26 protein-coding genes and 2 pseudogenes are annotated in these 22961 nt (G+C 56.1%); 17 read left to right on the forward strand and 11 right to left on the reverse strand.

Going from position 1 to position 22961, the window contains the following annotated elements; all coding sequences use genetic code 11:
* Nucleotides 1–7: 7 nt before the first annotated feature.
* From ACYSMN_RS21870 to ACYSMN_RS21880, 3 genes and pseudogenes are all read right to left on the reverse strand, one after another.
* The gene (locus ACYSMN_RS21870) at nucleotides 8–1369 is read right to left on the reverse strand and encodes an McrC family protein (protein WP_488926052.1); all 1362 of its coding nucleotides are present in this window, start codon (nucleotides 1367–1369) and stop codon (nucleotides 8–10) included.
* A complete protein-coding gene (locus tag ACYSMN_RS21875) occupies nucleotides 1366–2703 on the reverse strand; it encodes an McrB family protein (protein ID WP_488926102.1) in 1338 nt (445 codons plus the stop codon). The genes ACYSMN_RS21870 and ACYSMN_RS21875 overlap by 4 nt, the downstream gene beginning before the upstream one ends.
* Nucleotides 2704–2799: 96 nt before the next feature.
* Nucleotides 2800–3417 (reverse strand): annotated as a pseudogene (locus ACYSMN_RS21880) (hypothetical protein); the annotation flags it as partial.
* Nucleotides 3418–3630: 213 nt separating this feature from the next.
* Here ACYSMN_RS21880 and ACYSMN_RS21885 point away from each other — a divergent pair.
* The 8 genes and pseudogenes from ACYSMN_RS21885 (at nucleotide 3631) to ACYSMN_RS21920 (ending at nucleotide 14158) form a co-directional block, all read left to right on the forward strand.
* Nucleotides 3631–5766, forward strand: a complete 2136-nt coding sequence (locus ACYSMN_RS21885) for a type I restriction-modification system subunit M (protein WP_488926053.1) — start codon at nucleotides 3631–3633, stop codon at nucleotides 5764–5766.
* Nucleotides 5763–7043, forward strand: coding sequence for a restriction endonuclease subunit S (locus tag ACYSMN_RS21890; protein WP_488926054.1), 1281 nt, complete (start codon nucleotides 5763–5765; stop codon nucleotides 7041–7043). Before ACYSMN_RS21885 ends, ACYSMN_RS21890 begins: the two co-directional genes overlap by 4 nt.
* On the forward strand, nucleotides 7030–8400 hold the full coding sequence (locus ACYSMN_RS21895; RefSeq protein ID WP_488926055.1) for an AAA family ATPase: 1371 nt from the start codon (nucleotides 7030–7032) through the stop codon (nucleotides 8398–8400). Before ACYSMN_RS21890 ends, ACYSMN_RS21895 begins: the two co-directional genes overlap by 14 nt.
* The gene (locus ACYSMN_RS21900) at nucleotides 8378–9049 is read left to right on the forward strand and encodes a retron system putative HNH endonuclease (protein WP_488926056.1); all 672 of its coding nucleotides are present in this window, start codon (nucleotides 8378–8380) and stop codon (nucleotides 9047–9049) included. Before ACYSMN_RS21895 ends, ACYSMN_RS21900 begins: the two co-directional genes overlap by 23 nt.
* 206 nt (nucleotides 9050–9255) lie before the next feature.
* Nucleotides 9256–10683, forward strand: a pseudogene (locus ACYSMN_RS21905) (type I restriction endonuclease); the annotation flags it as partial.
* Nucleotides 10684–11052: 369 nt separating this feature from the next.
* Complete coding sequence (locus ACYSMN_RS21910) at nucleotides 11053–12189, forward strand: type I restriction enzyme subunit R domain-containing protein (protein WP_488926103.1); 1137 nt, start codon at nucleotides 11053–11055, stop codon at nucleotides 12187–12189.
* Nucleotides 12190–12252: 63 nt separating this feature from the next.
* On the forward strand, nucleotides 12253–13287 hold the full coding sequence (locus tag ACYSMN_RS21915) for a type IV toxin-antitoxin system AbiEi family antitoxin (RefSeq protein WP_488926057.1): 1035 nt from the start codon (nucleotides 12253–12255) through the stop codon (nucleotides 13285–13287).
* Entirely contained in the window at nucleotides 13259–14158 is a 900-nt protein-coding gene (locus tag ACYSMN_RS21920; protein WP_488926058.1) for a nucleotidyl transferase AbiEii/AbiGii toxin family protein, read from the forward strand. The genes ACYSMN_RS21915 and ACYSMN_RS21920 overlap by 29 nt, the downstream gene beginning before the upstream one ends.
* Before the next feature lie 513 nt (nucleotides 14159–14671).
* Here the strand turns inward: ACYSMN_RS21920 and ACYSMN_RS21925 are convergent.
* The 5 genes from ACYSMN_RS21925 to ACYSMN_RS21945 form a co-directional block, all read right to left on the reverse strand.
* The gene (locus ACYSMN_RS21925) at nucleotides 14672–15001 is read right to left on the reverse strand and encodes a hypothetical protein (RefSeq protein WP_488926059.1); all 330 of its coding nucleotides are present in this window, start codon (nucleotides 14999–15001) and stop codon (nucleotides 14672–14674) included.
* A gap of 55 nt (nucleotides 15002–15056) precedes the next feature.
* Complete coding sequence (locus tag ACYSMN_RS21930) at nucleotides 15057–15356, reverse strand: hypothetical protein (protein ID WP_488926060.1); 300 nt, start codon at nucleotides 15354–15356, stop codon at nucleotides 15057–15059.
* 192 nt (nucleotides 15357–15548) lie between these two features.
* Nucleotides 15549–15869 (reverse strand): M15 family metallopeptidase, encoded by a 321-nt coding sequence (locus tag ACYSMN_RS21935; protein WP_488926061.1) that lies wholly within the window; start codon nucleotides 15867–15869, stop codon nucleotides 15549–15551.
* A gap of 85 nt (nucleotides 15870–15954) precedes the next feature.
* On the reverse strand, nucleotides 15955–16206 hold the full coding sequence (locus ACYSMN_RS21940; RefSeq protein ID WP_488926062.1) for a hypothetical protein: 252 nt from the start codon (nucleotides 16204–16206) through the stop codon (nucleotides 15955–15957).
* An 871-nt stretch (nucleotides 16207–17077) separates the two neighbouring features.
* Nucleotides 17078–17437, reverse strand: a complete 360-nt coding sequence (locus ACYSMN_RS21945) for an SLOG family protein (RefSeq protein ID WP_488926063.1) — start codon at nucleotides 17435–17437, stop codon at nucleotides 17078–17080.
* Between the two features lie 166 nt (nucleotides 17438–17603).
* On the opposite strand from ACYSMN_RS21945, the gene ACYSMN_RS21950 reads away from it, so the two are divergent.
* The 9 genes from ACYSMN_RS21950 to ACYSMN_RS21990 all read left to right on the forward strand — a co-directional run bounded on the left by ACYSMN_RS21950 (nucleotide 17604) and on the right by ACYSMN_RS21990 (nucleotide 21248).
* Nucleotides 17604–17978 carry a hypothetical protein gene (locus ACYSMN_RS21950; protein ID WP_488926064.1) on the forward strand — a complete coding sequence of 125 codons (375 nt, stop codon included), beginning with the start codon at nucleotides 17604–17606 and terminating at the stop codon, nucleotides 17976–17978.
* A complete protein-coding gene (locus tag ACYSMN_RS21955; RefSeq protein ID WP_488926065.1) occupies nucleotides 17971–18270 on the forward strand; it encodes a hypothetical protein in 300 nt (99 codons plus the stop codon). The genes ACYSMN_RS21950 and ACYSMN_RS21955 overlap by 8 nt, the downstream gene beginning before the upstream one ends.
* Entirely contained in the window at nucleotides 18257–18550 is a 294-nt protein-coding gene (locus ACYSMN_RS21960; RefSeq protein WP_488926066.1) for a hypothetical protein, read from the forward strand. The genes ACYSMN_RS21955 and ACYSMN_RS21960 overlap by 14 nt, the downstream gene beginning before the upstream one ends.
* A gap of 52 nt (nucleotides 18551–18602) precedes the next feature.
* Nucleotides 18603–18785 (forward strand): SymE family type I addiction module toxin, encoded by a 183-nt coding sequence (locus tag ACYSMN_RS21965; RefSeq protein ID WP_488926067.1) that lies wholly within the window; start codon nucleotides 18603–18605, stop codon nucleotides 18783–18785.
* 53 nt (nucleotides 18786–18838) lie between these two features.
* A complete protein-coding gene (locus tag ACYSMN_RS21970) occupies nucleotides 18839–19150 on the forward strand; it encodes a DUF3846 domain-containing protein (protein ID WP_488926068.1) in 312 nt (103 codons plus the stop codon).
* A gap of 3 nt (nucleotides 19151–19153) precedes the next feature.
* Complete coding sequence (locus ACYSMN_RS21975; protein WP_488926069.1) at nucleotides 19154–19369, forward strand: hypothetical protein; 216 nt, start codon at nucleotides 19154–19156, stop codon at nucleotides 19367–19369.
* A gap of 89 nt (nucleotides 19370–19458) precedes the next feature.
* The gene (locus ACYSMN_RS21980; protein ID WP_488926070.1) at nucleotides 19459–20154 is read left to right on the forward strand and encodes a hypothetical protein; all 696 of its coding nucleotides are present in this window, start codon (nucleotides 19459–19461) and stop codon (nucleotides 20152–20154) included.
* Nucleotides 20155–20213: 59 nt separating this feature from the next.
* A complete protein-coding gene (locus tag ACYSMN_RS21985) occupies nucleotides 20214–20891 on the forward strand; it encodes a PD-(D/E)XK nuclease-like domain-containing protein (RefSeq protein ID WP_488926071.1) in 678 nt (225 codons plus the stop codon).
* A gap of 36 nt (nucleotides 20892–20927) precedes the next feature.
* On the forward strand, nucleotides 20928–21248 hold the full coding sequence (locus tag ACYSMN_RS21990; RefSeq protein ID WP_488926072.1) for a YegP family protein: 321 nt from the start codon (nucleotides 20928–20930) through the stop codon (nucleotides 21246–21248).
* 165 nt (nucleotides 21249–21413) lie between these two features.
* Here ACYSMN_RS21990 and ACYSMN_RS21995 read toward each other — a convergent pair whose 3' ends face one another.
* The 3 genes from ACYSMN_RS21995 to ACYSMN_RS22005 all read right to left on the reverse strand — a co-directional run bounded on the left by ACYSMN_RS21995 (nucleotide 21414) and on the right by ACYSMN_RS22005 (nucleotide 22960).
* The gene (locus ACYSMN_RS21995; RefSeq protein ID WP_488926073.1) at nucleotides 21414–21881 is read right to left on the reverse strand and encodes an ankyrin repeat domain-containing protein; all 468 of its coding nucleotides are present in this window, start codon (nucleotides 21879–21881) and stop codon (nucleotides 21414–21416) included.
* A gap of 84 nt (nucleotides 21882–21965) precedes the next feature.
* The gene (locus ACYSMN_RS22000; protein ID WP_488926074.1) at nucleotides 21966–22349 is read right to left on the reverse strand and encodes a toxin-antitoxin system YwqK family antitoxin; all 384 of its coding nucleotides are present in this window, start codon (nucleotides 22347–22349) and stop codon (nucleotides 21966–21968) included.
* 32 nt (nucleotides 22350–22381) lie between these two features.
* A complete protein-coding gene (locus ACYSMN_RS22005) occupies nucleotides 22382–22960 on the reverse strand; it encodes a pentapeptide repeat-containing protein (protein WP_488926075.1) in 579 nt (192 codons plus the stop codon).
* Nucleotide 22961 lies beyond the last annotated feature (1 nt).

The following is a 22961-nucleotide window of genomic DNA, read 5'->3' on the forward strand; positions in this document are numbered from 1 at the left end:
TGCCTGCTCAGCCACTCAGTACCTCCGTTAGCAAGTTCCGCAAAAACTCTTGTAGCTCCGCTATCAAGGTTGCTTCAGCATCTATCTCACCCGACACCGGCATACTAGCAGCCCACAATTTGATGTTGTTTCCGGGCATAAGCTTCGAGCTAACGGTAAACTGCTTCCGCTCCGGCAATGCTTTTCCATCGGCTCCCGGATACAACAGTATGCCCCGGGGGCACGCCCGCCGCAGCGCGTAGCTAACCAACTGATACAAGTCGGCTTGGCCTATGCCCGCCTTCCGTTCCTGTTCTTGCCCGTAACGCTTCTTGTATTTGGCATCTATCAATACCTGCTTGCCCGATAACCGGTGCGTCAGCACCAAATCAGGCTTGAGCTGAAACACCCCTTCATCCGTCAGCCAGCCCGTCGACTGATAGGCCACCTCATAATCCGTCCCCAGATGCGTTTCTAGAAAGCCACGTAGAAAATCCTCGAACACATACTCCATGGGCACTAGCAAACAACAGGCGGTTTGCCCATCCCAGGTATCCAGGTCCAGGTAGCTATGCGCTAAGAAGAACCGGCACATAGCTACGCACTGCGCGTAGTCCCCAAAGTGCGACGTCAGGTGTAGAGCGTCGCAATCAGCCACGGTGGCCACTTGGTCGCTTACCTCATCAAGTACAAACAACACCTGTTGCAGCAGTTCCGCCGTTTCTGCAAATCGGCACTGACTGTGTAGTTGCCGGGCTACGTGGCGAATTAGCCGGTTTAGCCGGTTGTCATGCACAAACGGCTCATGCACGTACACCATCCGATGGAAGTGCCCATGCCGCAGACTCTCGCGTATGGTAGCCGCTACCTGCAAGCGGCCCCTTGGGTAAGCCAAGGCCTCTTCCACCTGCTGATACTGCGAGGAGGGCTGCGTCGTCACCAGTTGATACGCCAGCCGGGCAAACTGGGCAATCAACGCTTCTGGAAACTCCGTCACTGCCTCAAGCTCCGTGACCACACCCGTAAACGGAAACCGCAGCCGCCTGCAGTAGCTCAGCCACCACAGCACGTGCCGGAACCAACGCCCGCTACTCAGCGCCTCATCCCCAAACAGCTTCGGGTACACTTCAATGCGCACCGTTCCCCATTGCACCACGCCCACGTAGTTACGGGCTTTTACCCGCCCATCGGGCAGCAACTGCAGCAACGGCTTGCCGCCATTCGACGATGCTGCCATATCACCCAAAGCATCTTCCTCAGCCAACAACCGTCGGCTTTGCCACACCGCTTCCAGGTAGGCAAGCAACCCCGCCCGGTCAAAGTCCTCGGGCAGGGATGCTTCCGATGTGCCGTGCTCCGGCACCCGAATCAGCAATATGTCGCCGCTCATCCGGCTTGGCTGATTACCCGTAGCTGATAGCTTTTCTCTACCACCGTCAGGGTAGTACCCACGAAGGCGGTAGTCAGGGCTTTCTTCACATAGTCGGTGCGCCCGCCGAAGTACTCCAGCAGCAACGGCACTACCTGCCTATTCAGCATCTGCGGCAGATCTTTGTCATCTTTCAGGAACATTGCATGTCCCACCAAGAAGTCAGCCGACTTCTTCACGGCCAGCAGCTGTTTGTTTAGCTCCTTTAGAATTGTGCGCGCTAGCGGCGTAAGCTCCGCCAACTCTTCATTCGGGTATAGCCCCACAAACTCAAACCGCCGCCGCAGCGCTACATCCAGCAGCGCAATCGACTTATCGGCCGTGTTCATCGTGCCCAGCACAAACAGATTCGGCGGCACCGCCAGGGTTTCCAGGGCACCAATGTTCGTCGGTGCGGCCATGGGCAGCGTCACCGTCAGCTCGTTCAGGCCGCCCAGCCGCTTATCTTCTTCCAGCAACGTAATCAGCTCCCCCAGCACCCGCGACATGTTGGCCCGGTTTATCTCGTCTATCACCAGCACATAATTCCGCAGTGGCTCCGTAGGGTGGTCATAGTTGGCGCGGGCCCGTTGGCAGATGCGGTAAAATACGCCCTCATGCCGCTCAAACCCTAAGCCGCCGCCCTGCAGGCTCGGCTTGATGCCCACCACGAAGTCCTCATAGGTGTAGTTCTGGTGGAAGGTCACAAACTCTACTTGCAACCCGCGCAGCCGGTCAAACGTGCTCTTAGCCGTTTGGTGGTCCGTCGCCTCGACCCCAGTAACAATGTGCGCCGCTATTTCAATCGTGCGGTAGGTCTTACCCGTGCCGGGTGGGCCGTACAGAATGGTATTAAGTTCATATGGCACATTCTCCGGAAGCTCGCGCTCCACGGGCTCTACTACCACTAGCTTATCTGGCCGCAGGGGGGGAGAAGTAACCGGCAGCCCAAACATGGCGGCAATATGCTCTGGGCGCCACAGTTCATGAATCGTCAGTCGGTAGCTGCCCTTGTTGATCAGTTCAAACGGCGTAAAGTCCAGTTCCCAGTCCACCTCCAGTAGCTTGCCATTACGCGGGTTGGTTGTTACCCGGCCCCGCGCCTTGATGTTCATGGCCGAAACGTATTTCCCCTGCTGCTTGCGTACGTAGGCCGACTTGATGACGATAGCCGCCCCTACGGGTACTTCGTTCACGCGGTCCACGAATCTGTCATCATATCCGTTCTCCCAGATTCCTTCCTTCACAAATCGCTCCGTCTGGTCGTCGCCTTCCCAGTAAGCACCTACGCAGTAGTAAGTCGGCGCATCGCTCATCGGGAGCAGCTCGTCTTCTTCGCCCTCGCCATTATCCTTCACGGGCACCGCGTCGCCCTCCTTCGTAGCTTCTTGGTTGGCTAAATACGCTTTGTGCGACACTTCAAACAACGGCTGGCCCAACGTGTCTCTAATCGTCTGCTGGTACTCCGCATACTCCGAAAACGACCCAAACGAGTAATTCAGTCTATGCGCCGCCAAGTAGGGACGGGTCTGCTTGTTCAGCGGCAGATAGGCCGCTGGCTGTAGCGCGCAGAGGCCCTGTGTCAGCTTCGGCCAAGCTACCCCGTGCAGACCCAGCACCTGGCTAAAAGTTTCCTCACTCACCTGCCCGGCCTACACCTGGTGGTACAGCAGCCACAGCAGCGGCACGTCACCGGGCTGGCGGTCCTTGGCATACCGAAATAGCCAAGCTTGCTGCGCTGGAGCGTTGGGCACACCGTCCGTGTCATTAGGAGCAGGATTACTCAACCCCATTAGCTCCCGCAGCGCCGCCAGTATCTGCAGCTGCTTGGTCTTGCCATACTTGGTGCACAGAGCCAAAAAAGTGAACGGGTCCATCTCCTGCAGCGACGCCGTGCTGCCGTCGGAATATTGATCGTCACCAGGCTTAACGCCAGCTTGTTGCAGCAGTGCCACTAGCTGCGGCTGATTGGTTTCGTAGTCGGCTAGCTTCTGGCCTAGCTCTTGGAAGAATGGAACCCAGATATACATGCTGCCAATATTGAGCGAAAACCAGGAGCTAGCAAGCACGAAACAGAGCTGATTTTAGCTGCTTGGAAGGAGGAAGCTTCGAAGCAGCTGCTAATCAGGGACGTACCCTGCCGATGATTGCTCCGGGTTGTTTCGGCGAAATAATAACCACCATAAGGCCGCTACCCAGTTATTACCTTTAACTTTTGATTTGCTTTACCGCAGCTACTGCTTATGCCCTCACATCAGGAAATCAGCAACTTCATCTGGAGCATCGCCGACTTGCTGCGCGGCCCCTACCGCCCGCCGCAGTACGAGCGGGTGATGCTTCCGCTCACCGTGCTGCGCCGCTTCGATTGTGTACTGGAAAAAAACAAAGACCGGGTTGTAGCCGAGTACAATCGCCTGGAGGCTGCCGGCAAGCCCATTCCCGACGGCCTTCTTAACTCCTTGGCTGGGCAACGCTTCCACAACCATTCTCCACTCAGCTTTGAGACGCTAAGGAACGACTCCGATAACATCCAGATTCACCTAAACCAGTACATCCGCGGATTCTCGCAGAATGTGCAGGACATCTTCGAGAAGTTCGAGTTCGACAAGGAAATCCAGAAGATGTACGAAGCCAACATTCTTTACCTTATCGTAAAGGAGTTTGCTAGGCTTGACTTGCACCCCGACCGGGTAGACAACATCCAGATGGGCTTGCTCTTCGAAGACCTTATCCGGCGCTTCAACGAACAAGCCAACGAAACTGCTGGCGACTACTTCACGCCCCGCGACGTAGTGCATCTACTCGTGGATATCCTGTTGACCCCCGACGATGCCGTGCTGCAGCGCCCCGGTACCGTCATCAAAGTATTGGACCCGACCTGTGGCACGGGTGGTATGTTGGCCGAGGTGCAGCGCCACGTGGCCGCCTACAACAGCGACGCGCACGTATACGTGTACGGCCAGGAGTTCAACCCGCGGGCTTACGCCATAGCCGCTTCCGACCAGCTCATCAAAGCCGACCCTATTGGGAGTGGAAAAGAAGCCAAGCTCAACCGGAAGCACAGTCAGGAAAGCACCATCGAATACGCCGACACCCTCACGCATGACAAGTTTGAGGGCCAGAAATTCGACTATTTTCTAGCCAACCCGCCCTACGGAGTTGACTGGAAGCGCCAGCAGCAGTTTGTCAAGCACGAGCACGAGAAAGATGGGTACAGAGGGCGCTTTGGCGCAGGTATGCCCCGTGTAAGCGACGGTTCTTTCCTTTTCTTACAGCACATGCTGCACAAGATGCAGCCCTACAACCCGGAGGAACCCGTAGGCAAGCAGGGTGGTTCGCGCCTAGCGGTGGTATTCAGCGGTTCGCCGCTGTTTTCAGGTGGAGCCGGCTCGGGTGAAAGCGACATTCGTCGGTGGATAATCGAAGAAAATGACTGGCTGGAAGCCATCATTGCGTTGCCCGATCAGCTTTTTTACAACACTTCAATTGCCACCTACGTGTGGGTGCTCAGCAACCGTAAGTCCGACGACCGGAAAGGCAAGATTCAGCTGCTCGATGCCCGCGAGCTGGCGTTACCCTTACGCCGTTCGCTGGGCAGCAAACGGCGCAAAATAGGAGAAGGCAAAATAGAAGGTGAACCTGATCAGGTAGCGCAGATTGTGAAGCTATACGCCGACTTCACCGAGAACACATATTCGCATATCTTTCCCCGCGAAGCATTCGGCTACCGACGCCTTACGGTGGAGCGGCCCTTGCGCCTGCGCTTTCAGCTCACGTTTGAGCGCAAAGCTAGCTTCCTGGAAGCGTGCCCCTATTTGCTCGACGACGTGCAGGCCCTCGACCAAGCCCTCGGCCGCGGGCCTTCTCTCAACTGGAATACGGTGTGGAACACGGTTCAAACTGTGCTGCAGCAGCGGGGGAGTAAGTGGCGCGGTCCCGAAGTAAAGCTATTCCGAACTGTGTGCACCGAGCGCGACCCAGCAGCCGTACCCGTGTTGACAGGCCCCGCCAAGCCCTTGCGCGACGAACTGAGCACCACTGACCGCCACGCGGGCTGGTTTGCCGGCAACGACCTAGCCGCAACGGGGCTGTTTGCAAGTTCTGCCAAAGTGAAAGTGCGCTACGAACCCGATGCCGATCTGCGAGATTATGAAAATATCGCCCTTGATGAAGAGGTAGATGCCTATTTCGCCCGCGAAGTACTGCCGCACGTGCCCGATGCCTGGCTCGACCGGGAAAAGGATAAGGTCGGCTATGAAATAAATTTCAATCGGTATTTCTACGAGTTCAAAAACGCTAGATCATTAACGGAGATTAATAAAGAATTGACGGCGGTAGAAAAGGAAATTCTGGCATTGATGACGGAGGCAGCTGGATGAAAAATGCATTCCCGAGACGACGGTTGAAATACGCAGCCACTATCAACGACGAAGCTCTGCCCGAAACAACGCCACAGGACTACGAGCTGCAATACCTAGATATTGGTAACGTGACATCCACCGGAGACATTCTGGAGGTAACCCCCTACACATTTGATAAAGCTCCCAGCCGTGCTCGTCGCCAAGTACGGCACGGTGACGTAATTATTTCCACGGTCCGAACCTACTTGCTGGCCATTGCCGCCATTGAGCATCCAGCTGAGAATTTGATTGTCTCCACCGGGTTTGCTGTTATCAGGCCGCGCCCAGAGGTATTATTGCCGCGCTTCTGCAAATACGTATTGCGGGAAGTCTCATTTATTGCTGAAGTGCAAGTACGCTCCGTTGGAGTGAGCTATCCTGCTATTAATGCTTCTGACCTAGGTGAAATTCCTGTACCAGTCCCCACATTGGTCCAGCAAGAAGCCATTGCCGATTTCCTTGACTACGAATTACAGCGCCTCGACCAATTAACCGCTGCCCGCCGAAGGCAGCTTGAACTCTTGGAGGAAAAGCGCCGCGCTGTTATTGCTCGCGCCGTTATGCAGGGCCTCGATGCTCAGGTGTCGCGACGCGACTCTGACGTCTCTTGGTTCAGTAGTATCCCGGCGCATTGGCAGGTTGTGCGGTTAAAGTTCTTAGCTGTGGAACGATTGGATTATGGTGCAAATGAGGCTGCAGATGAAGAAAATCCCGATCATCCTCGTTTTGTTCGTATTACCGATATTGACGAAAATGGTAATCTGAAGGAAGATACTTTTAGGTCATTGTCACCTGATATAGCAGCTCCTTACATATTAAAAGAAGGGGATATACTGTTCGCAAGGAGCGGTGCAACAGTAGGTAAAACATTTATCTATAGAAAAAGCTGGGGTACAGCTTGTTTTGCAGGGTATCTCATCCGAATGAGAAGCAATTTGAAGAAGGTGCTTCCTGATTTCATATATTACTTTGCTCAGTCGCCAGCTTATTGGATGCAAGTTCAGGAAGGAATTATTCAAGCAACAATTCCAAACTTTAGTGCTGAAAAATACGCTGATATTCTTGTTCCACTGCCTGAATTGGAAGAGCAAAAGTCCATTGTTCGTTATTTGAAAGTTGTTCTTAGTGAGATAAACAATCTAAAAAAAGAGATTGAGTCTAGCCTCACCTTGCTTCAGCAAAAACGGTCTTCCCTTATTTCGGCTGCTGTGACTGGCCAACTCACTTTATCTACTACCGCTGATGTATCTGCATAAGCTAGAACTCTCAAACATGCGGGCGTTTCGCACGGCCCAGTTTGATTTCCTCGGCCAACCGGGCGTGCATTTGCTGGTAGGCGTGAACGGCGTAGGTAAATCAACTGCTTTGGATGCGCTACGCGTGTTACTCTCGCAGTTGCTGCCGCAATTCGTATCCACTGGGGTGCGCGGCCATGCGTTCAGCAAGGACGATATTACGCAGGGCGAAGCCTCCTTGGTGGTGCAGCTTACCGGGCAGGTAGTACAGTTCCCTTTCCGGTACGCCATCGACCGCAAAGCAGAAGCATACGTGCCCGAGTCCGGCCCCGTGCGCGGCGACCGGGCCAAGGTTATCGAAACACCCGACGTGGCTAACCTGTACCTGGCAGCTCCCAACACGCCGCCCTCTGTTCCGCTGGTGATGCCCCCGACCAAGTCGCCGCTCAATGAGCAGGACGACCGGCTAAGAACAGTGCGGCAATGTCTGCGAGAGGGGCGGCCTATGCCACTGGCTGTGTACTATTCTCCTCACCGCTCCCTCACTAACAACGAAACCGCCAAAGTTGGGCGCACCCAACAGCCGGCTTACGTCGAAGCGCTGGACAATGAGCGGGCATTCAGCATCAAAGCCTTTGCCGACTGGTGGCGCCTCCGTCAGGTGCTAGCTACCGAGCGTGCCGATGCTGCCACGGTAGATGAATTGGCCAGCGTATTTAATCAAGTGGTGGCTACCTTCTTAACCAACTGCCAGGATTTACAGCTAGCCCCACCCGACGATGACCGGCAATTGCTCATCACCAAAAATAGCCACCAACTCAGCATAAAACAGCTCTCCGACGGAGAACGTAGCATTCTTGCCTTGGTCTTGGACTTGGCCCGCCGGCTCTATCTCGCCAATCCCCATTTGCAAGACCCCATCCGCGAAGGCCAAGCCGTTGTGCTGATTGATGAGTTGGATTTGCATCTTCACCCCGGCTGGCAGCGCGACGTGGTGCAGCGACTGGAAGCCACGTTCCCACAGTGCCAGTTTATTGCATCCACGCACTCGGCTCAGACACTCGGAGAGGTAGAGCCTAATCGCGTAACCTTGCTGACGCTCGATAGCCAGACTCAAGAAATCAACCAAGCCTATGGACTTGATGCCAATTCTGTCCTAGAATACATCATGGGCGTTCCATCTCGCTCTGCCGAAAGCCAAGATCTGATTGATGTTATTGATATAGCCATCGGCAAGGGGCACTTACGCAAAGCGGGCTCTTTATTAAAGAAGTTGAAAACGATGCTGCACGGCCTTGATAGCGAAGGTGTGCGCTTGGAAGCTAGCCTCAATTCTTACCGTGCCCTTATTGAGCATGAGAAAAATCACAAAAAATAAGCAGCCTGCAGTACTAGCAGCATGGAGGAAGAAGGTAGCAGGGACAGAATGGTTTAACTACGACAGCATGAAGCAAGCGCCAGGCCTCCGAGAGGCTGTGGTCAAGTCTCTACTAAAGGAACAAGGAGGTTTATGCGCGTACACAGGCGTAAAAATTGATGCTGCTAGTTGCCACATTGAGCACGTAAAAGCACAGACTCATTGCGAACTAGGCAGCGGAGAAGATGTTGATTACAACAACTTGGTAGCCTGCTATCCAAAACCTGGTACTAGTTGTCTTTTCGGGGCAGTGCGCAAAGGCAGTTGGCCCGACCCGGCAGAAGTTGGGAGCTTCATTTCTCCACTGCAAGCGGGTTGTGAGCAAAAATTTTACTTCACTTACGATGGTACTGTCAAGCCACGAAGCAGTGAAGCTGCTCAACAAACCATTGAGCACTTGGGGTTGAATGAAAAACAGTTGAAGCAGTATCGCCGTCAGGCTATTCATGGTACTTTACAGAAAAAGAATGGCAAGCTGCTCGACTTAGCCGATGCAAGGGCTGTTCTAGCTACGTTAGAAAAGCAGACAGGACAATTAGACCCATTTCTATTCGTCGTGGTAGACGCCTTGAAAAACCACATCAAGTCCATTAGTCAACAAACCCGGTAATTGATCTGCGTATGCTACACCGTATTACTTCCGAAGCCGCCTTCGAAACTGAGCTAGAAGCTCACCTGCTAGCGCACGGCTACACGTCGTTGCCAGCGGCCGGCTATGACGCGGTACGGGCATTCTTCCCGCAGGAAGTGCTAGGCTTTATTCAGCAAACCCAGTCGCAAGAGTGGGAAAAGCTAAGCAAGCTGCTGGGGCCGCGCATGGAAATTCAGATCCTGGACGACCTCACCCGCTGGCTCGACCAACATGGTTGCCTCGCTACGCTACGCCACGGCTTCAAATGCTACGGTCGCACTCTTCGTGTAGCATGGTTTCGGGCTGCCCACGAGCTAAACCCCGATCTTTCCCGCAACTACGCCGCCAACCGCCTGGGCCTCACCCATCAACTCCACTATAGCGTCCGCGACCGCGCCAAAAGCCTTGATGTGGTGCTGTCGCTCAACGGCTTGCCCGTAGCTACGCTGGAGCTGAAGAACCCTTTCACCGGCCAAACCGCCGAAGACGCCCTCCGTCAGTACCGCCGCGACCGGGACCCCCGCGAACTGCTATTCGAGTTTAAGCGGCGCACCCTCGTTCACTTCGCCGTCGATACCGAAGTGGTTTGGCTCGCCACGCGGCTGGCCGGCGAAGCCACCCACTTCCTGCCTTTCAACCAAGGGCACGAGGGCGGCGCCGGCAACCCGCCCAACTCCACCGGCCGCGCCCTCCGCACGGCTTACCTATGGGAAGACGTGCTGGAGCGCCACTCCTTGCTTGAACTGCTGGCCCGCTTCCTCCACCTTCAAATTGAAGAAAAGCGCGGCAAAGACGGCCGCCGGGCCAAACGAGAAATCCTGGTGTTCCCGCGTTACCACCAGCGCCGCGCGGTGCTCAACCTGCTCGCCGCGGCCCAGTTGGAAGGTCTTGGCCACAACTACCTCATCGAGCATTCCGCCGGCTCGGGCAAGAGTAATACCATTGCCTGGCTAGCCCATCGGCTGGCCTCCCTGCACGATGCCGCCGGCGCACAGCCCATCTTCGATGGCGTAGTCGTAGTAACCGATCGTACCGTGCTCGACCGGCAGCTTCAGGATACCATCTACCAGTTTGAGCACCGGCAGGGAGTGGTGCAGAAGATAGATGACGACTCGGCCCAGCTAACGGCTGCCCTCCAAAGCGGTGTGCCCGTCATCATCACTACGCTTCAGAAGTTCCCGTTCGTAACCCGCCACTTGATTCGGGCCAACGAGGAAGCAGCCGCTCCTCAGCCAAAATCCGGAACGCGTACCCGTAAGAAAGAGCAACGTTACCATATTGCTCCCACCGCCACCGGTGCTTTGCCTACTAAGCGCTACGCCGTTATCGTTGATGAAGCCCACTCCTCGCAAAGCGGCGACGCCGCCACTGAGTTGAGGGGGGTATTAGCTGGTACCGCAATGCAGGCCGAAGCGCAGCGCCTTGCCGCCGAAGACCGGGCAGAAGATGTATTAGCCATTTACGAGCAGATGGCCCGTCGCGGCCGGCAGCCCAATCTAAGCTTCTTCGCCTTCACCGCTACTCCTAAGCACCGCACCTTAGCCGTATTTGGGCGCGACAAGCTGCCGTTTGACCGCTACTCCATGCGCCAAGCCATCGAAGAAGGATTTATTCTCGATGTGCTGAAGTCGTATACCACTTACGCTACCTACTTCAAACTGCTCAAGGCTTCCGAGGAAGACCCCAGCCTCGACCGCCGCCGCGCTGCTCGTGCCCTCACCCGGCACATGCGCCTGCATCCGCACAACATCGCGCAAAAAACGGCCATCATGGTAGAGCACTTTCATGCTACCACTCGCCACCGCATCGGGGGCCAGGCCAAGGCCATGGTGGTTACTGATTCGCGCCTTGCCGCCGTGCGCTACAAGCAGCATTTCGATGTTTATATCCGGGAACATGGCTACGCCATCAAGTCTCTGGTGGCCTTTTCCGGTTCTGTCGCCGACGACAAGCTTCCCGACGTGAGCTACACCGAAGTAGCCATGAACGGCGGCTTGCCCGAAAAGGAGCTGCCGGAGGCTTTCGACTCATCAGAATACCAGGTATTGCTGGTGGCTGAGAAATACCAAACGGGTTTCGATCAGCCGCTGCTCCATACCATGTTCGTCGACCGGCGCCTCTCCGGCATCCAGGCCGTTCAAACGATAAGCCGCCTCAACCGCACCCACCCGCTCAAAGAAGACACCTTTGTACTTGACTTTGTTAACGACCGGGAGGAAATCCGCAATGCGTTTGCCGATTACTACGAAGGCGCCACGATGGGCGAAGAAGCCGATGCCAGCCGCTTGTATGCGCTGAAAGCCTTTGCCGATGAGTCCAGTGTTTATCACGCTGAAGAGTTATCCGAGTTCATCCGTGTCTTCTGCAAGGGTGTAAGCCGACTACATCCGTCTGCACACCGCACACTGAATGCCCTGCTTGACCCAGCTGTTGACCGCTTCCGTGTTCTGCTCAAAGCACATCAGGAAGAAGCCGAGTTGTGGCGTAAAAACGTGCAGGCGTATCTAAATCTGTATACCTTTCTCAGCCAGGTTATTCCTTTTCAGGATTCCGACTTGGAGCGGTTGTACACCTTCTTGCGTTACCTGGTGCTCAAGCTGCCAAAGCGCCCATCTGAGCCACTGTACTCCTTTGATGAAGAAGTGCGCCTGCAGTATTACCGCCTGCAGAAGATAAGTGAGGGCGCTATTGTGCTCAAGGACTACCGCGGCCAAGCACTCGACGGGCCTACCGAAACTGGGACCCGTTCCATAATTGAGGAGCCAATGGCCTTGTCTCGACTCATCGACCTAATGAATGAGCGGTTTGGAACCGAATTCACCGATGCCGATCAGCTTTTTTTCGATCAGATTGTAGAGGTAGCTCTCACACACGAAGGACTCATTCAAGCTGCGCAAGCCAACCCACAAGAAAAATTTGCTTTAGTATTCTCCTCTCTGCTCGAGACACTGTTCATCGAGCGCATGGACCAGAATGTTGACATCTTCTCACGGTTTGTAGCAGACGATAAGTTTCGCAAAGCTGTATCAGCTTGGATGTCTGGTGAAGTTTACGATAAGCTACAAACTCGTTTCACTGCACCACCTGTAGAGTTACCCTCAATATCTTATACTGATTAAATATTAGAGTAAACGTTCAGAGCTTTGTCTACTTTTACTAACTTGTCTACACAAAATAGACAAGTGAAAAAAGATAGACAAACAGCGTTGGCGCCGCTCTTAATTGGCCAGGTCAAAGCAGTACTGAAAGATCTGCTAAGCAAGAAACTGCCAATCCGAGCAGCCACGGACGGGCCGCACCAGCACACGCTGACCATCGGCAAGCAGGCCATCTTCACCGTTGAAGCCAAAGACGTGTACCTGCCGAAGTTCACCCCGCTGCTCGCTCTAACGCCGCATCTGCCTGGCCGCCCCTGGCTGCTGCTGCTGCCCTACGTAACCGAAGAAGCTGGGCGGGAAATGCGCCGCCAAGGTCTCTGTTACGCCGACGCCGCTGGCAACGCATGGCTCCATCACCCCGACGCCGAACTGTTCGTGCTGGTACAAGGCCAACCCAAGCCTCGCAAAGCCAAGCCCGAAGCCGATCCAGCCTCCGGCCGCGCCTTCCGTAGAAGCGGCCTACGCGTGCTTTTCCACCTGCTCACTGAACGCGACCTAGTCCGGCAGCCCTACCGTGCCATTGCTCTGCGCACCGAAACGCCAGTGGCCACGGTGGGTCTCATCATGCGCGACCTCATTCAGCAGGGTTACTTGCTCGACGAGGAGCCGCGGCAGCTGCTGCGTCTGGATGACTTGGTCCGGCGCTGGGTGGAAGGCTACGGCGATACCTTGCGACCCCGCCTGCCGGCCCAGCGCTACCGCTGGGCTGCCGAGCAGGCCGCTGGCGGCTGGCAAAACGTACCCCTGGGTGCCGATACCCATTGGGGCGGGGAGCCAGCGGCAGCCCTGTTGCTCGATGGCTACCTGCTGCCTGAGTTCTTCACCCTCTACAGCACCGCCACCCGCCCCGCGCTCATGCGCCAGTTGCGTCTCATTCCCGACCCCACCGGCAACGTGGAAGTACTGCCGCCCTTCGACAACCGACTGAACTTCACTCAGCCTACCAGCGCCTACGTTCCCCCTCTGCTGGTGTATGCCGACCTACTACTAAGCGGCGACGCCCGCAACCGCGAGGTAGCGCAGAAACTCTATGCTCGATATATCCAACATTCTGCCTGAAAGGCGCTTTGCTACGGGTCTCGACCGCGTGCTGCCCGCCCTCACGCGCGGCCTACAGCAACTGGGCCTGGAGTTCTTTCTGGTTGGCGCCGTGGCCCGCGACCTGTGGCTGGATGCGACGCTGGAAGCTGGCTCCCGGCGTCGCACCAAGGATATTGATCTGGCCGTGCTCATTGCGCACCAGGCCGAGTACGAGGAGCTGCGTGACTGGCTGATCACGCATGAGCAATTTCACGCCCCAGCCAGCAGCGCCTTTTGCCTTATCCACCAGCCTACTGGTGTAGAAGTCGACCTGATGCCTTTCGGCGGCATTGCCGATGCCGAGGGCCGGGTACGGGTAGTCGGGAAAGGCCTGACCCAGATTTCCGTGGTAGGGCTGGCCGAAGTGCTGGCCCAGGCCGAACCCGTCAAAATCACTGAGGATATCACTTGGCAGGCCGTCACCCTGCCCGGCTTGGTCGGGCTCAAAATGTTGGCTTGGGACGACCGGCCCGAACAGCGCGGCAAAGACGGCACCGACCTGCGCCTAATTCTGGAGCACTTCCACGAGCTTATCACCGACGACATTCTCACTCACCACTATGAGCTGCTGGAGGCCATGGACACCACCGCCGACGCCGACCTGATGCGCTTAGTAGGCATCCACGTCCTTGGTCAGGAGCTAAGGGCGCTGGTGGCCTCGTCCGCTCCGCTGCACCAACGGTTGCAAGCCATCCTCCGTACCGAAATGCAGCAGCATACGGCCAGCCGGCTGGCACTGGCCATGGCCCAGCCCCTAAGCGCCGCCGACCGCATAGCCCCCTCCGTTACCCAAAGCCTCAGCTGGCTACAAGCCCTGCTGCAAGGACTTCAAAATGAAGCCACGAAGTGAGCCAAAACTCTCGACAAAGCACGTCATGCTTCATCTGACGTCCGCCCTGCCGAACCAAAGGAAGGCAGTAGCCAACTGTAGGTCTACGAAATCAAGCATCCCTACCGCTTCGCCTGGCTCCCCCTCTCTTCGGGAGAGGGGGCCGGGGGTGAGGACCCAACAGAAACCGAAACTCGCTCAACTGTTCATCCCGCAGGCGTTCCATCCAGCGCTGAGCATCCTCCGGAGTCTGCATCTCAACAGCTGGCAGCGGAAACATCGGCACGACCTCGCTATCTGGCCCCAGCGGCATCCGCAGAGCGTAGCCGCCTAACTGCGGCGTTTCTACCAACTCAACCCGGTAGCCCCGCGCCTCAAACTCGCCAAAAAACTCGGTGATGGATTCCGCATCCGGTACAAACTGGCGCATAGTAGTAGAAAGTAAAAAGTGAAAGATTAAATGGCAGAGTCCCTGCAGCAGCGAACCACCTGGGTGACTCTAGGCAACTGCTCCACCACGCTTGCCGGCAAAAACTATCGCTTGCGCTGCTGCCGGGCCTGCAGTTCTTGCCAGCACCACACCACCGCCTCAAAGGCTTCCGGCGTGAGCTGAATAACAGAGTACCGTACCCGGTCCCGCACCACGTAATCATCGATAGTATCCCGATGCCCTAAGCGGCGCATTTCGGCAGCCTCGCCCGGTGCTAGTACTTTAGCTATCTGCAGCTGGTAATGCCCTTCCGGCGTAACCACCATACATATCCGCCGATTATGCAGGCGTCGCACCACGCCGCGGCGAGTCTCATAGCGTTCTGGGCTACCCGGCAAATGAGCCGGCGGGGTAGGGTGAACAGTGTAAGCCATTGAGGAAAAAAGCAGTAATAGGGTAGGGGCTTAAATGAAGGATCAAGCCGTAAAGTCAATTGACTCGGGGCAGATAGGAAGACTGATCTTCGTCCTGGCTCAGCGCTTCCATCAGCGCCGATTGTGCCAGGGCATAAATAGTTTCCCAGCCGAGCCGCACACTCTCAGCTGGGAATTCTAGTAGGTATTGTGCCGTCACGTAATCCACCAGCGCTGACGTGGTTTTCCGTTGATCCAGCTCCCGGGGCAAAGCCAGACGCCACGGCGGCTTACCCGGCCGCAGCAACTCTACGGTCCGGCCGTTGGCTGCCGTGTCTACTATCCTAGCTTCCATCAATAAGCGTGCATTTGCCATAACCATCTACTCTCGGTACCATCCCCCGATTCTCCATTGCTGGGGCAAGTATACACTATTACTAACAAAATTAGTTTTATGCATGTTAAAAATATTAGTAATCACTGTTGCTGGCTCGTAATAAGCAGTGATTTTAGCGTCATAGTTCTCTGAGCAACTACTACTTCGCGTCGCCAAAAGAACAAGACCGGCTCACACCTCGAAGTGTGGCCGGTCTTTAAATGTCTTCCAGTCGCCTCCCCAACGCACCACCGGACTAGCCGCTTTCATCAGTTTGGCGAAGCGGGCCAGTAGCTCTGCCGACCAACTCACCTGCCCGCTCTCCAACAGAAAAGCTACGTCCAGGGCCCGGGCCGGCACCGAGTTGTGCTTCGATCCGCCCCCACGCACGTATGTCACAATACTGCCGGGCTGAGAGCGCCCCTGCGCATACAGCCTATCCTGCTCGGCGGCACTCCGGTAGCCCCGCGTCACGATAGGCCGGCCCAAACGGGCCAACGTGGGCGTATTCATCCAGGCTACCAGAGCTTTGCCATAAGCTAGCCGTAAGCTCGAATGGGCCCCTGCCAGCCTGGTGTTTTGCCTGGCCGCCTGGGCACTAGTGAGCCGAACCATCTTTGTCCGTCCTCTTCAGGGTACCAACTTGGCCTAGGGGCAACACGTCCGCTGGCACCTTCACCACCGTTTCCGGCCGCTGAAGGGCTTTGCGGATCGTAGCCCAGATAGTGACTACTGCTACCAGGGCTTGAATAATCAGGTACCCATAATTTTCAATGGTAGTAGGGTGCGGCGGAGTAAGCCCACTGCCCACCATTTGCCCCACCAACGCAGTGGTAATAATGTGAGTCAAGTGCCCTGCTTTCGTGCTGCTAAACATAGTCGCATGGTTTGTGATAATGTGTTTGACAAACATAAAAGTATAAAACTAATTTGATATATCAAGGTCTTGGGTTGAAGTCGGAATTTGTATTATAATAATTTGAGTACTTGGATGGAGCTGCCCCCTATCCTCCGCTCTGCTGCGGGCCGGGGTCGGGCTGTCCAGGGGTCCGCTTCGCTCCCGTGCTGCGCACCGCTTCCGTTGGTCGCGCCCTTATCATCCCTCAGCCACTCCTACCGATTCAGTTGCTTCTGTTGCTGTCATCGTTCCACGCCACCACGCCGCGCTGGGCCAGAAATGGGCCCCACGCCGCCTGTCGGCTACCATAGCCCCCGCTAGGCCCGGCCCTTCCGTTTCGCCCACCCAAGCCAGCCCACTGCTCCACTACAGGCCCCGGCCTCTACCCACCGCCCCGTTACATCTGTTTCTCTTGCCTCCAGTGCTTCAACTCTAACGCGCCCCACCGCTCCGCTCCCAGGCCACCTGGGGCCAGAAAAAGACCCCAGGCCACCCGTCCGCTCCTCCCAAACCCCGCCCCGGCGCCAGCGGCTGCCAATCCTCACTACGCCCTCGCTGCCCAGCCGCCCGCGCCTCTCCCCACCGTACGATTAGGCCCGCTTCGCGGAAAGTCCATTGGGGAGGCCCCCAACCCCCCGTATTATGCTCCGCGCTGCTCTGCATGGCCTCGGGTTCCGCGGCCCCAAAAAGGCCGCTACACCCTCATAAGGTGCCCTGCGGGCCGGCTATCATAGGGGCACTCAGGCCGTCCCCCAACCCCCGGCCAAGGCTTTCAAGGTGCTTCGCTGGTTATCTGTCCTAGTCTAGGCCTGCTGGTGTAGCGCTAGTCCAAGGCAAGCAGTTCCACCGGCCGGCCCAGGCGGCGGGCTGCGCGTAGGGTGCTCAGGGTGCCTTTGCTACGGCCGTCCCACACCACCAGCACCAGGTCGGCCCGGCGTACTATTTCCGCGTTGCGCACGTGGGGCGCTGCTGTAGGGCCGTGAGTGGCATAGTCGGGGCGCAGCTCCAGCAGTGGCACTTGGTGAGCACGGGCCCAGCTGGCGGCTAGGGCGTCCACCCCAGCAGCTCCGCCGCTCACCACCAATTCCGGTGCTAGTTTAGCCAGTCGCTGCCATAAGGCGGTGCAGTTAGTTATGCTCCGGCTTCCAACCACCGCTATTACCTTGTTTTTGTGCTTTTCCATGTATATAAGTTATGTAAAATTTAGTTGATAAACAAGTAAATTTGTTTGTCAAACTTGTTGTTATAGTGAAAATATGTTTGTACTTTAGTTGTGTAGTCGGGAAGGCCCTGGCTACCGCTCCACCGGAGGCCTACGGCGCGGGCACCCACGGCTAACCTCTACAGCCATGCTTCATCACTTCCAGTTTGCCCAGCTCGCTACGGCCGCCTGGGCTGGCCCTGCCCTCAGTTCCGTGCACGTGGCCATCAGCGGCCCGGCGGGTGCCCCTCACTACCAGGTCTGCTATTTTGTCGCCAGTAGCCTATCCCCGCAAGGCTGGGTGCTGTACCAGGCTGGTGGCTTGTCTTGCCCGTTCACGGCCGTTGCTGCCGCAGTAGCCGCCTGGGCTGCCACTGCCCCCAGCGGGGCCATGCAGGAGCGCCGCCACGCGCAACGCGTCATTACGGCTGCAGCTGGCCAGTTGGCCAGTGTCCTGGCTATCCGCCCCGGTTTTGCCTGCCGCGCCCGTCGTCACCGTTGCGCCCGTCTGGTTCATGGTTAAGGTTCTACTATCCGCGCCGCCCGCTCCCCTGGTGGGAGCGGCTCCGGCCCTGGTACTTTCCGTGCGCCAGCAGTTGGCCCGCACGCAAGCAGCCTTATTCGATGCTCGGGAGGCCTTGTATGCGCTACGCGATGAGTACCCCCATCAGCCGGCCCGCTTCGCCCGCATCCGCGCCGCTATTGGGCGCCACCAGCAAGCCCGCGCCACTTACAAGGCTGCCGCTGAGGCCTTCCACGCCAGCCCCGCTGGGGAACAGTTGCAACGCTTGCGCCAGCACTATGGCCGCTGGTAGTACTCTGCAGGCCGGCCGCTGGTACGTGGCCTGCTTGTATGCCGGCTTTAAGGGTTGGGCCGTGGTGCGCGATGTAGCATTGCCCGGCACCACTCCCGGTGGCCCTGGCCATTATCAACAAGAGGCCGCTCCTGGCGCCTACGCCACCTACGAGCTAGCGCGGGCCGCGGCCGACCAACTCAATGAGCCCAATACGCTGCGTCTGCGCCCGGCTGATCAATATGGCATGCTGCCTTTGTCAGCCGACGATTACCACCCGCATCCGTGGGCGCTAAAATAACTCTGTCACCGGCTCGCGTCATCTAGGCGTGGGCCATTACAGCCAATCAACCGTGGCCAACACCTTATCCCGCCGCTTGAAGGTGGCCAAATATTACCGCCGTCTGCACCCCACTCTTTCTACCACGTCGCTGCTCGTGCTGCGCGGCAATTGGCTGGCCGAAGCCGGTTTCGTGCCCGGTACTACGGCCTTGGTAAAGGTCGAAATCGGCCGACTCATCATCACCGCCAACTAACTCAAGTAACTGGCCCGCGCCTTGTTCGGTGCAGGTCTCTGCTGCCACTCATCATGCCCCAAACTACTACTTACCAACCCCAACTACTCGACCCACACAGCGTCGAGCCGCAGCCGGTCAGCCCCCGCAACGGCCGCAGTTTTAAGCTAGCAGAACTCTACGAATTGCTCGACTGCCGGACGGTGGACGTGGTACGCCTCTCGGATGAGTTGATTCTACTCATCGATGATGAGGGCAAGTTTCGCAACCCGTGCTACCTCAATCTGCTGGCTACCTACCTCTGGTACCAGTACCTGCCCGCTGCCCGTGGCGTCGATTCCATTGTCGGCCGTGCCATGCTCTGCCACGACAAGCAGTTCCGCTAAACCGTGCATACCCAATCTGCCCCCGTCTGTCGCATCATGCAGCGCCCCGTACCGGGCAGCCCTCTGGGCTCCGGCACCTACCTCACCTTGATGAAGTGCCCAGGCACGTCCTGGGCCGTGCTGCTGCTCGGCGACCGGGCCGCTGGTCTTCGCGCTGCCTTGCACGCCGCCTGCCGCGCTCAGTGTGGCGTCAGCTGCCGGCGCTGCCAGCCGCCCTAGGGTGCCTGCCTCCGCAACCCTTCTCATGGCGAAAGGGCCGTAAATGGGCCCCAATATTTTCTCACTTCTTCCCTCTAACCTCTTCCAGTATGGCAACTGCCACTAAAGCTCTTAAAACGCAAGCTGCGCACACCACCGCTGCCTCCGCTACCGAAACCACGCTGGTTCTGGCCCAACCCGATCCTGCTTATCTCATCGACAAGGTAGACGAGGCCACCGGCGAGCTGCAGCAGGTGCCCCGCTTCAAGTACCTACCTGGCCACCCGCGTCAGATCCGCTTCGATGCCAAGGCCGGCCAGTTCAACATCGGCGGTACTGTGCCGTTGGGGCCGTCGCTGAGCTTTATTCCCCTGGCCTGGCGCATCTTCTCCGACGACATTCTCAACATGGGCCGCAAGCTCTGGGCCGAACTGTTCTACGCCGATGACAAAGGCGCCATCTGCGCCGTGCTGTTCCACGGCTACAGCGTCGAAAACTTGTACCGCCTCATTGAGCCACTGTTCTACGACGACCTGACTCTGGCCGACGTGGTAATGAAAGTGCAGGCCGAGAAGAAGGAAACGACCAAAGACGGCAAGAAGGCCACCTACTACATAGCCCAGTTCAGCTATGAGCCCGCCGATGCGCAAGAAGTAGCCGCCCGCCGCGACTTCGCCCGCGATTTTCCCATCTGGCGCCAGGAAACCTACACGGGCGCGGCCGACATGCGCATCCAGCACGGCTACACCATTCCTGAGTCCGAAGCCGCCAGTACGGAAGAAGTCGAAACCCAACAGGCGGCCTAGATCCATTAGCCCTACTTCGTCCAAAGTAGGGACTCCTGTCTCCTAACCCCTTAATAACTATGTTCCACGACCTCACACATCATCCCGGCCTGACCCAAGCCCATCACCGGGCCTTGCCGGGCCTCAGTAATACCGACCTAACCCAATTGAAAAACCAGACGCTGGGGCTGCTGCGCCAGCCCAACCCCGTAGCGTTGGCTTTCGGCAGCCACTTCCACGCCGCTGTGTTGGAGCCTTCGCACTACGCCCGCACCCAGGAGCGTGGCATCCGCTGGACCGACCTTGAAGCCCTGGCCCGTCAAGTGCGCCGCCAGCGCTACTGCCGCGACCTGCTCTACCGGGGCCAACCCGAGCAATCTTACACGGCCACGCACACGGCCACTGGGGTAGGAGTGAAGCTCCGTCCCGACCTACTCGTGCACAGCCGCGCTGGCCGCTGCCTAACGCTCATCGACTTTAAAACGACCAGCTCCCCGGACTTGCCTCACTTTGTGGCTACCATCCAGCAGTACGACTACGACCGTCAGGCGGCCTTGTACTTAGATGTGCTGGGCGCCACCCGCTTCCTAATCATTGGTGTGCAGAAACGCGCCCCGCATCACGTCTGGCGCGTGGAGCTAACCGCTATGCCTGTCCTCCTTGAGCAGGGACGCAAGAAATACGCTGCCCTGCTGCGCCACCATGCCCGGCAGGCTCATGGCCTGGTGCAAGCTGCTCCGTTACTCTTAGCCGCGTAACTTGATTGAATTCTTTCACTTCTTAACGTATCTCCCATGGCTACTTTTCAGATTTTCCACAGCAGCGGCCAATACTGGTACCGCCTTCGCGCCGACAACGGTGAAATCGTCCAGTCCGGCGAAGGCTACACCTCCAAGGCCAGCTGCCAGAACGGCATCCAGTCCGTACAGGCCAACTGCCAGCCCCCGCGCTTTGAGTCCTTTTTTGCCAATGGCCAATACGGCTTCAACCACGTAGCCACCAACGGCGAAATCATCGGCCGCAGCGAGAAGTACACCACCGCCCAGTCCCGCGACCATGGCATCCAGGTTGTGCTAGAGGAGGCGCCCAAAGCCCAGGTCCAGGACCTAATGTAGTAAAGGCTTGTTAACAGAGATGAAAAGACCCGTCGGCGAGTTGCCGACGGGTCTTTTCATCTCTGGATGCTGTGTGGCGGCTGCCCGGTTCAAAAACAGCTAGGACTAAATTGTGGTGGTGATGCCAGCCGCAGCGTACGCTAACCAGGAAGCCACTTTGCTATCTTACGATTGCCGACCAGAATCAGGAGTCGGCATTAGACTTTCGAACAAACGCCGGGAAGGATGGCGCACTTTACTGGCAAATTCATAAGCCGACTCACCGGTTGGATCTTTCTTATTAAAGTCAGCCCCATAGCGTAGCAGCAATTCAACTATGGCTATTGGGTCTTCCAGGTCCTCACCTTCTTCTATGTTTTTGTCTGCCTCCACCGACCGTTCTATAGCTGCGATAAGCGGAAGAGTTTGGTTGTCCGCAAAATTGGGGTCGGCACCTCTTAGTAACAAGTATTCTATAACCTCTTCTTCCGCCGTGCCAACAGCCAGCGTTAGCGGCGTGCCCTCATGAGCTGTTATGAAGTTCAATGTGGGCAGAGTGGGTACTAGCTGCATCATTTCCCGTAACCTATTATCAAAAATGAGGTCCATTAGAGTTTGATGCTGCTGGTTGGAGTCGGAGAAGGGAGAAGCCATATTCAAGAAATTAGCCCACGAAGGTGAAGTAAGTACCACTGATATGGATTTTTGAGCAAAGTCCTTCGCTTTAGCTGCAGTCTTCTACTTCCATTGATGCTTCTCCCGCATTCTCTCTAACCATGCATACTGGGGATCGGTACTGTCAAGTGTGCTATAGTGAAGCAGTTTTCCTGCTTCATCCCAAACAAATTCCTCCCGACAAACCCCGTACTCAAATACTGACTTCTCTCTCATACTACCACCTGCGTGGTAGTAGATGACATCTCCATGCAAATAGCCTTGTCGGTAATGAAAGATATGCTCAATAGAGCCGTCCGAATAAAATTCCTTTTCTGCACCATCCTTATAGCCGTTTTTTACTTCATACTCCAGTGTGACGTGACCGTTTGGTGAAGATTCATAAACTATACCTGTGTATAAAGAGCCATCATTATTGCAAATGATATCATTGCCATTCTCATTCATACTACATCTAATATGGTCTATGAGTAAATGATTTATATTATTCTTCCTGATAAAATCGTTTCAATGTTAACTGGATCACTTATTATTTTGTCGCCTTTCTTTATAGAGGTTTCTAGTAATTTTATTTTTAGAGCATCATTTCTTTCAAATTGAACATCTAGAAAAGAGCACTGTGAAAATATAGTGTGTTGAAAAAAAGAATTGCATAGTCTGCTTCTAATAAATTGGGACGAGGCATGGTAAGACCAATTCATATTACTGCTGAGAAATGAGCATGATTGGAATAGGCAGTTATAGAACTCGCATTTTTCAAAGACGCATTCTATGAATGTGCAATCGGAAAATAATACGTCAGATAAATCGCAGCCAGTAAAATCACATTTACTGAACGTGGTTTCTCTAACTTGACATGAGTAGAACTGGTCACCACCAAAGTCAGTGTTCATGAATGAACACTTTATAAGTGCGGCCTCATTGAAAATAATTCCTGTTAAATTCAGCTCTTTAAAGGTTTCACCAGATATTTCTTGATGTTCTATAGAGAACTCATCGGCAAGCACGTCTTGTGGGGTTAGGCCAGCACGTGAACCAAGCGTTTTAGAAGTAGACATG

Source organism: Hymenobacter sp. M1-2, assembly GCF_057808495.1.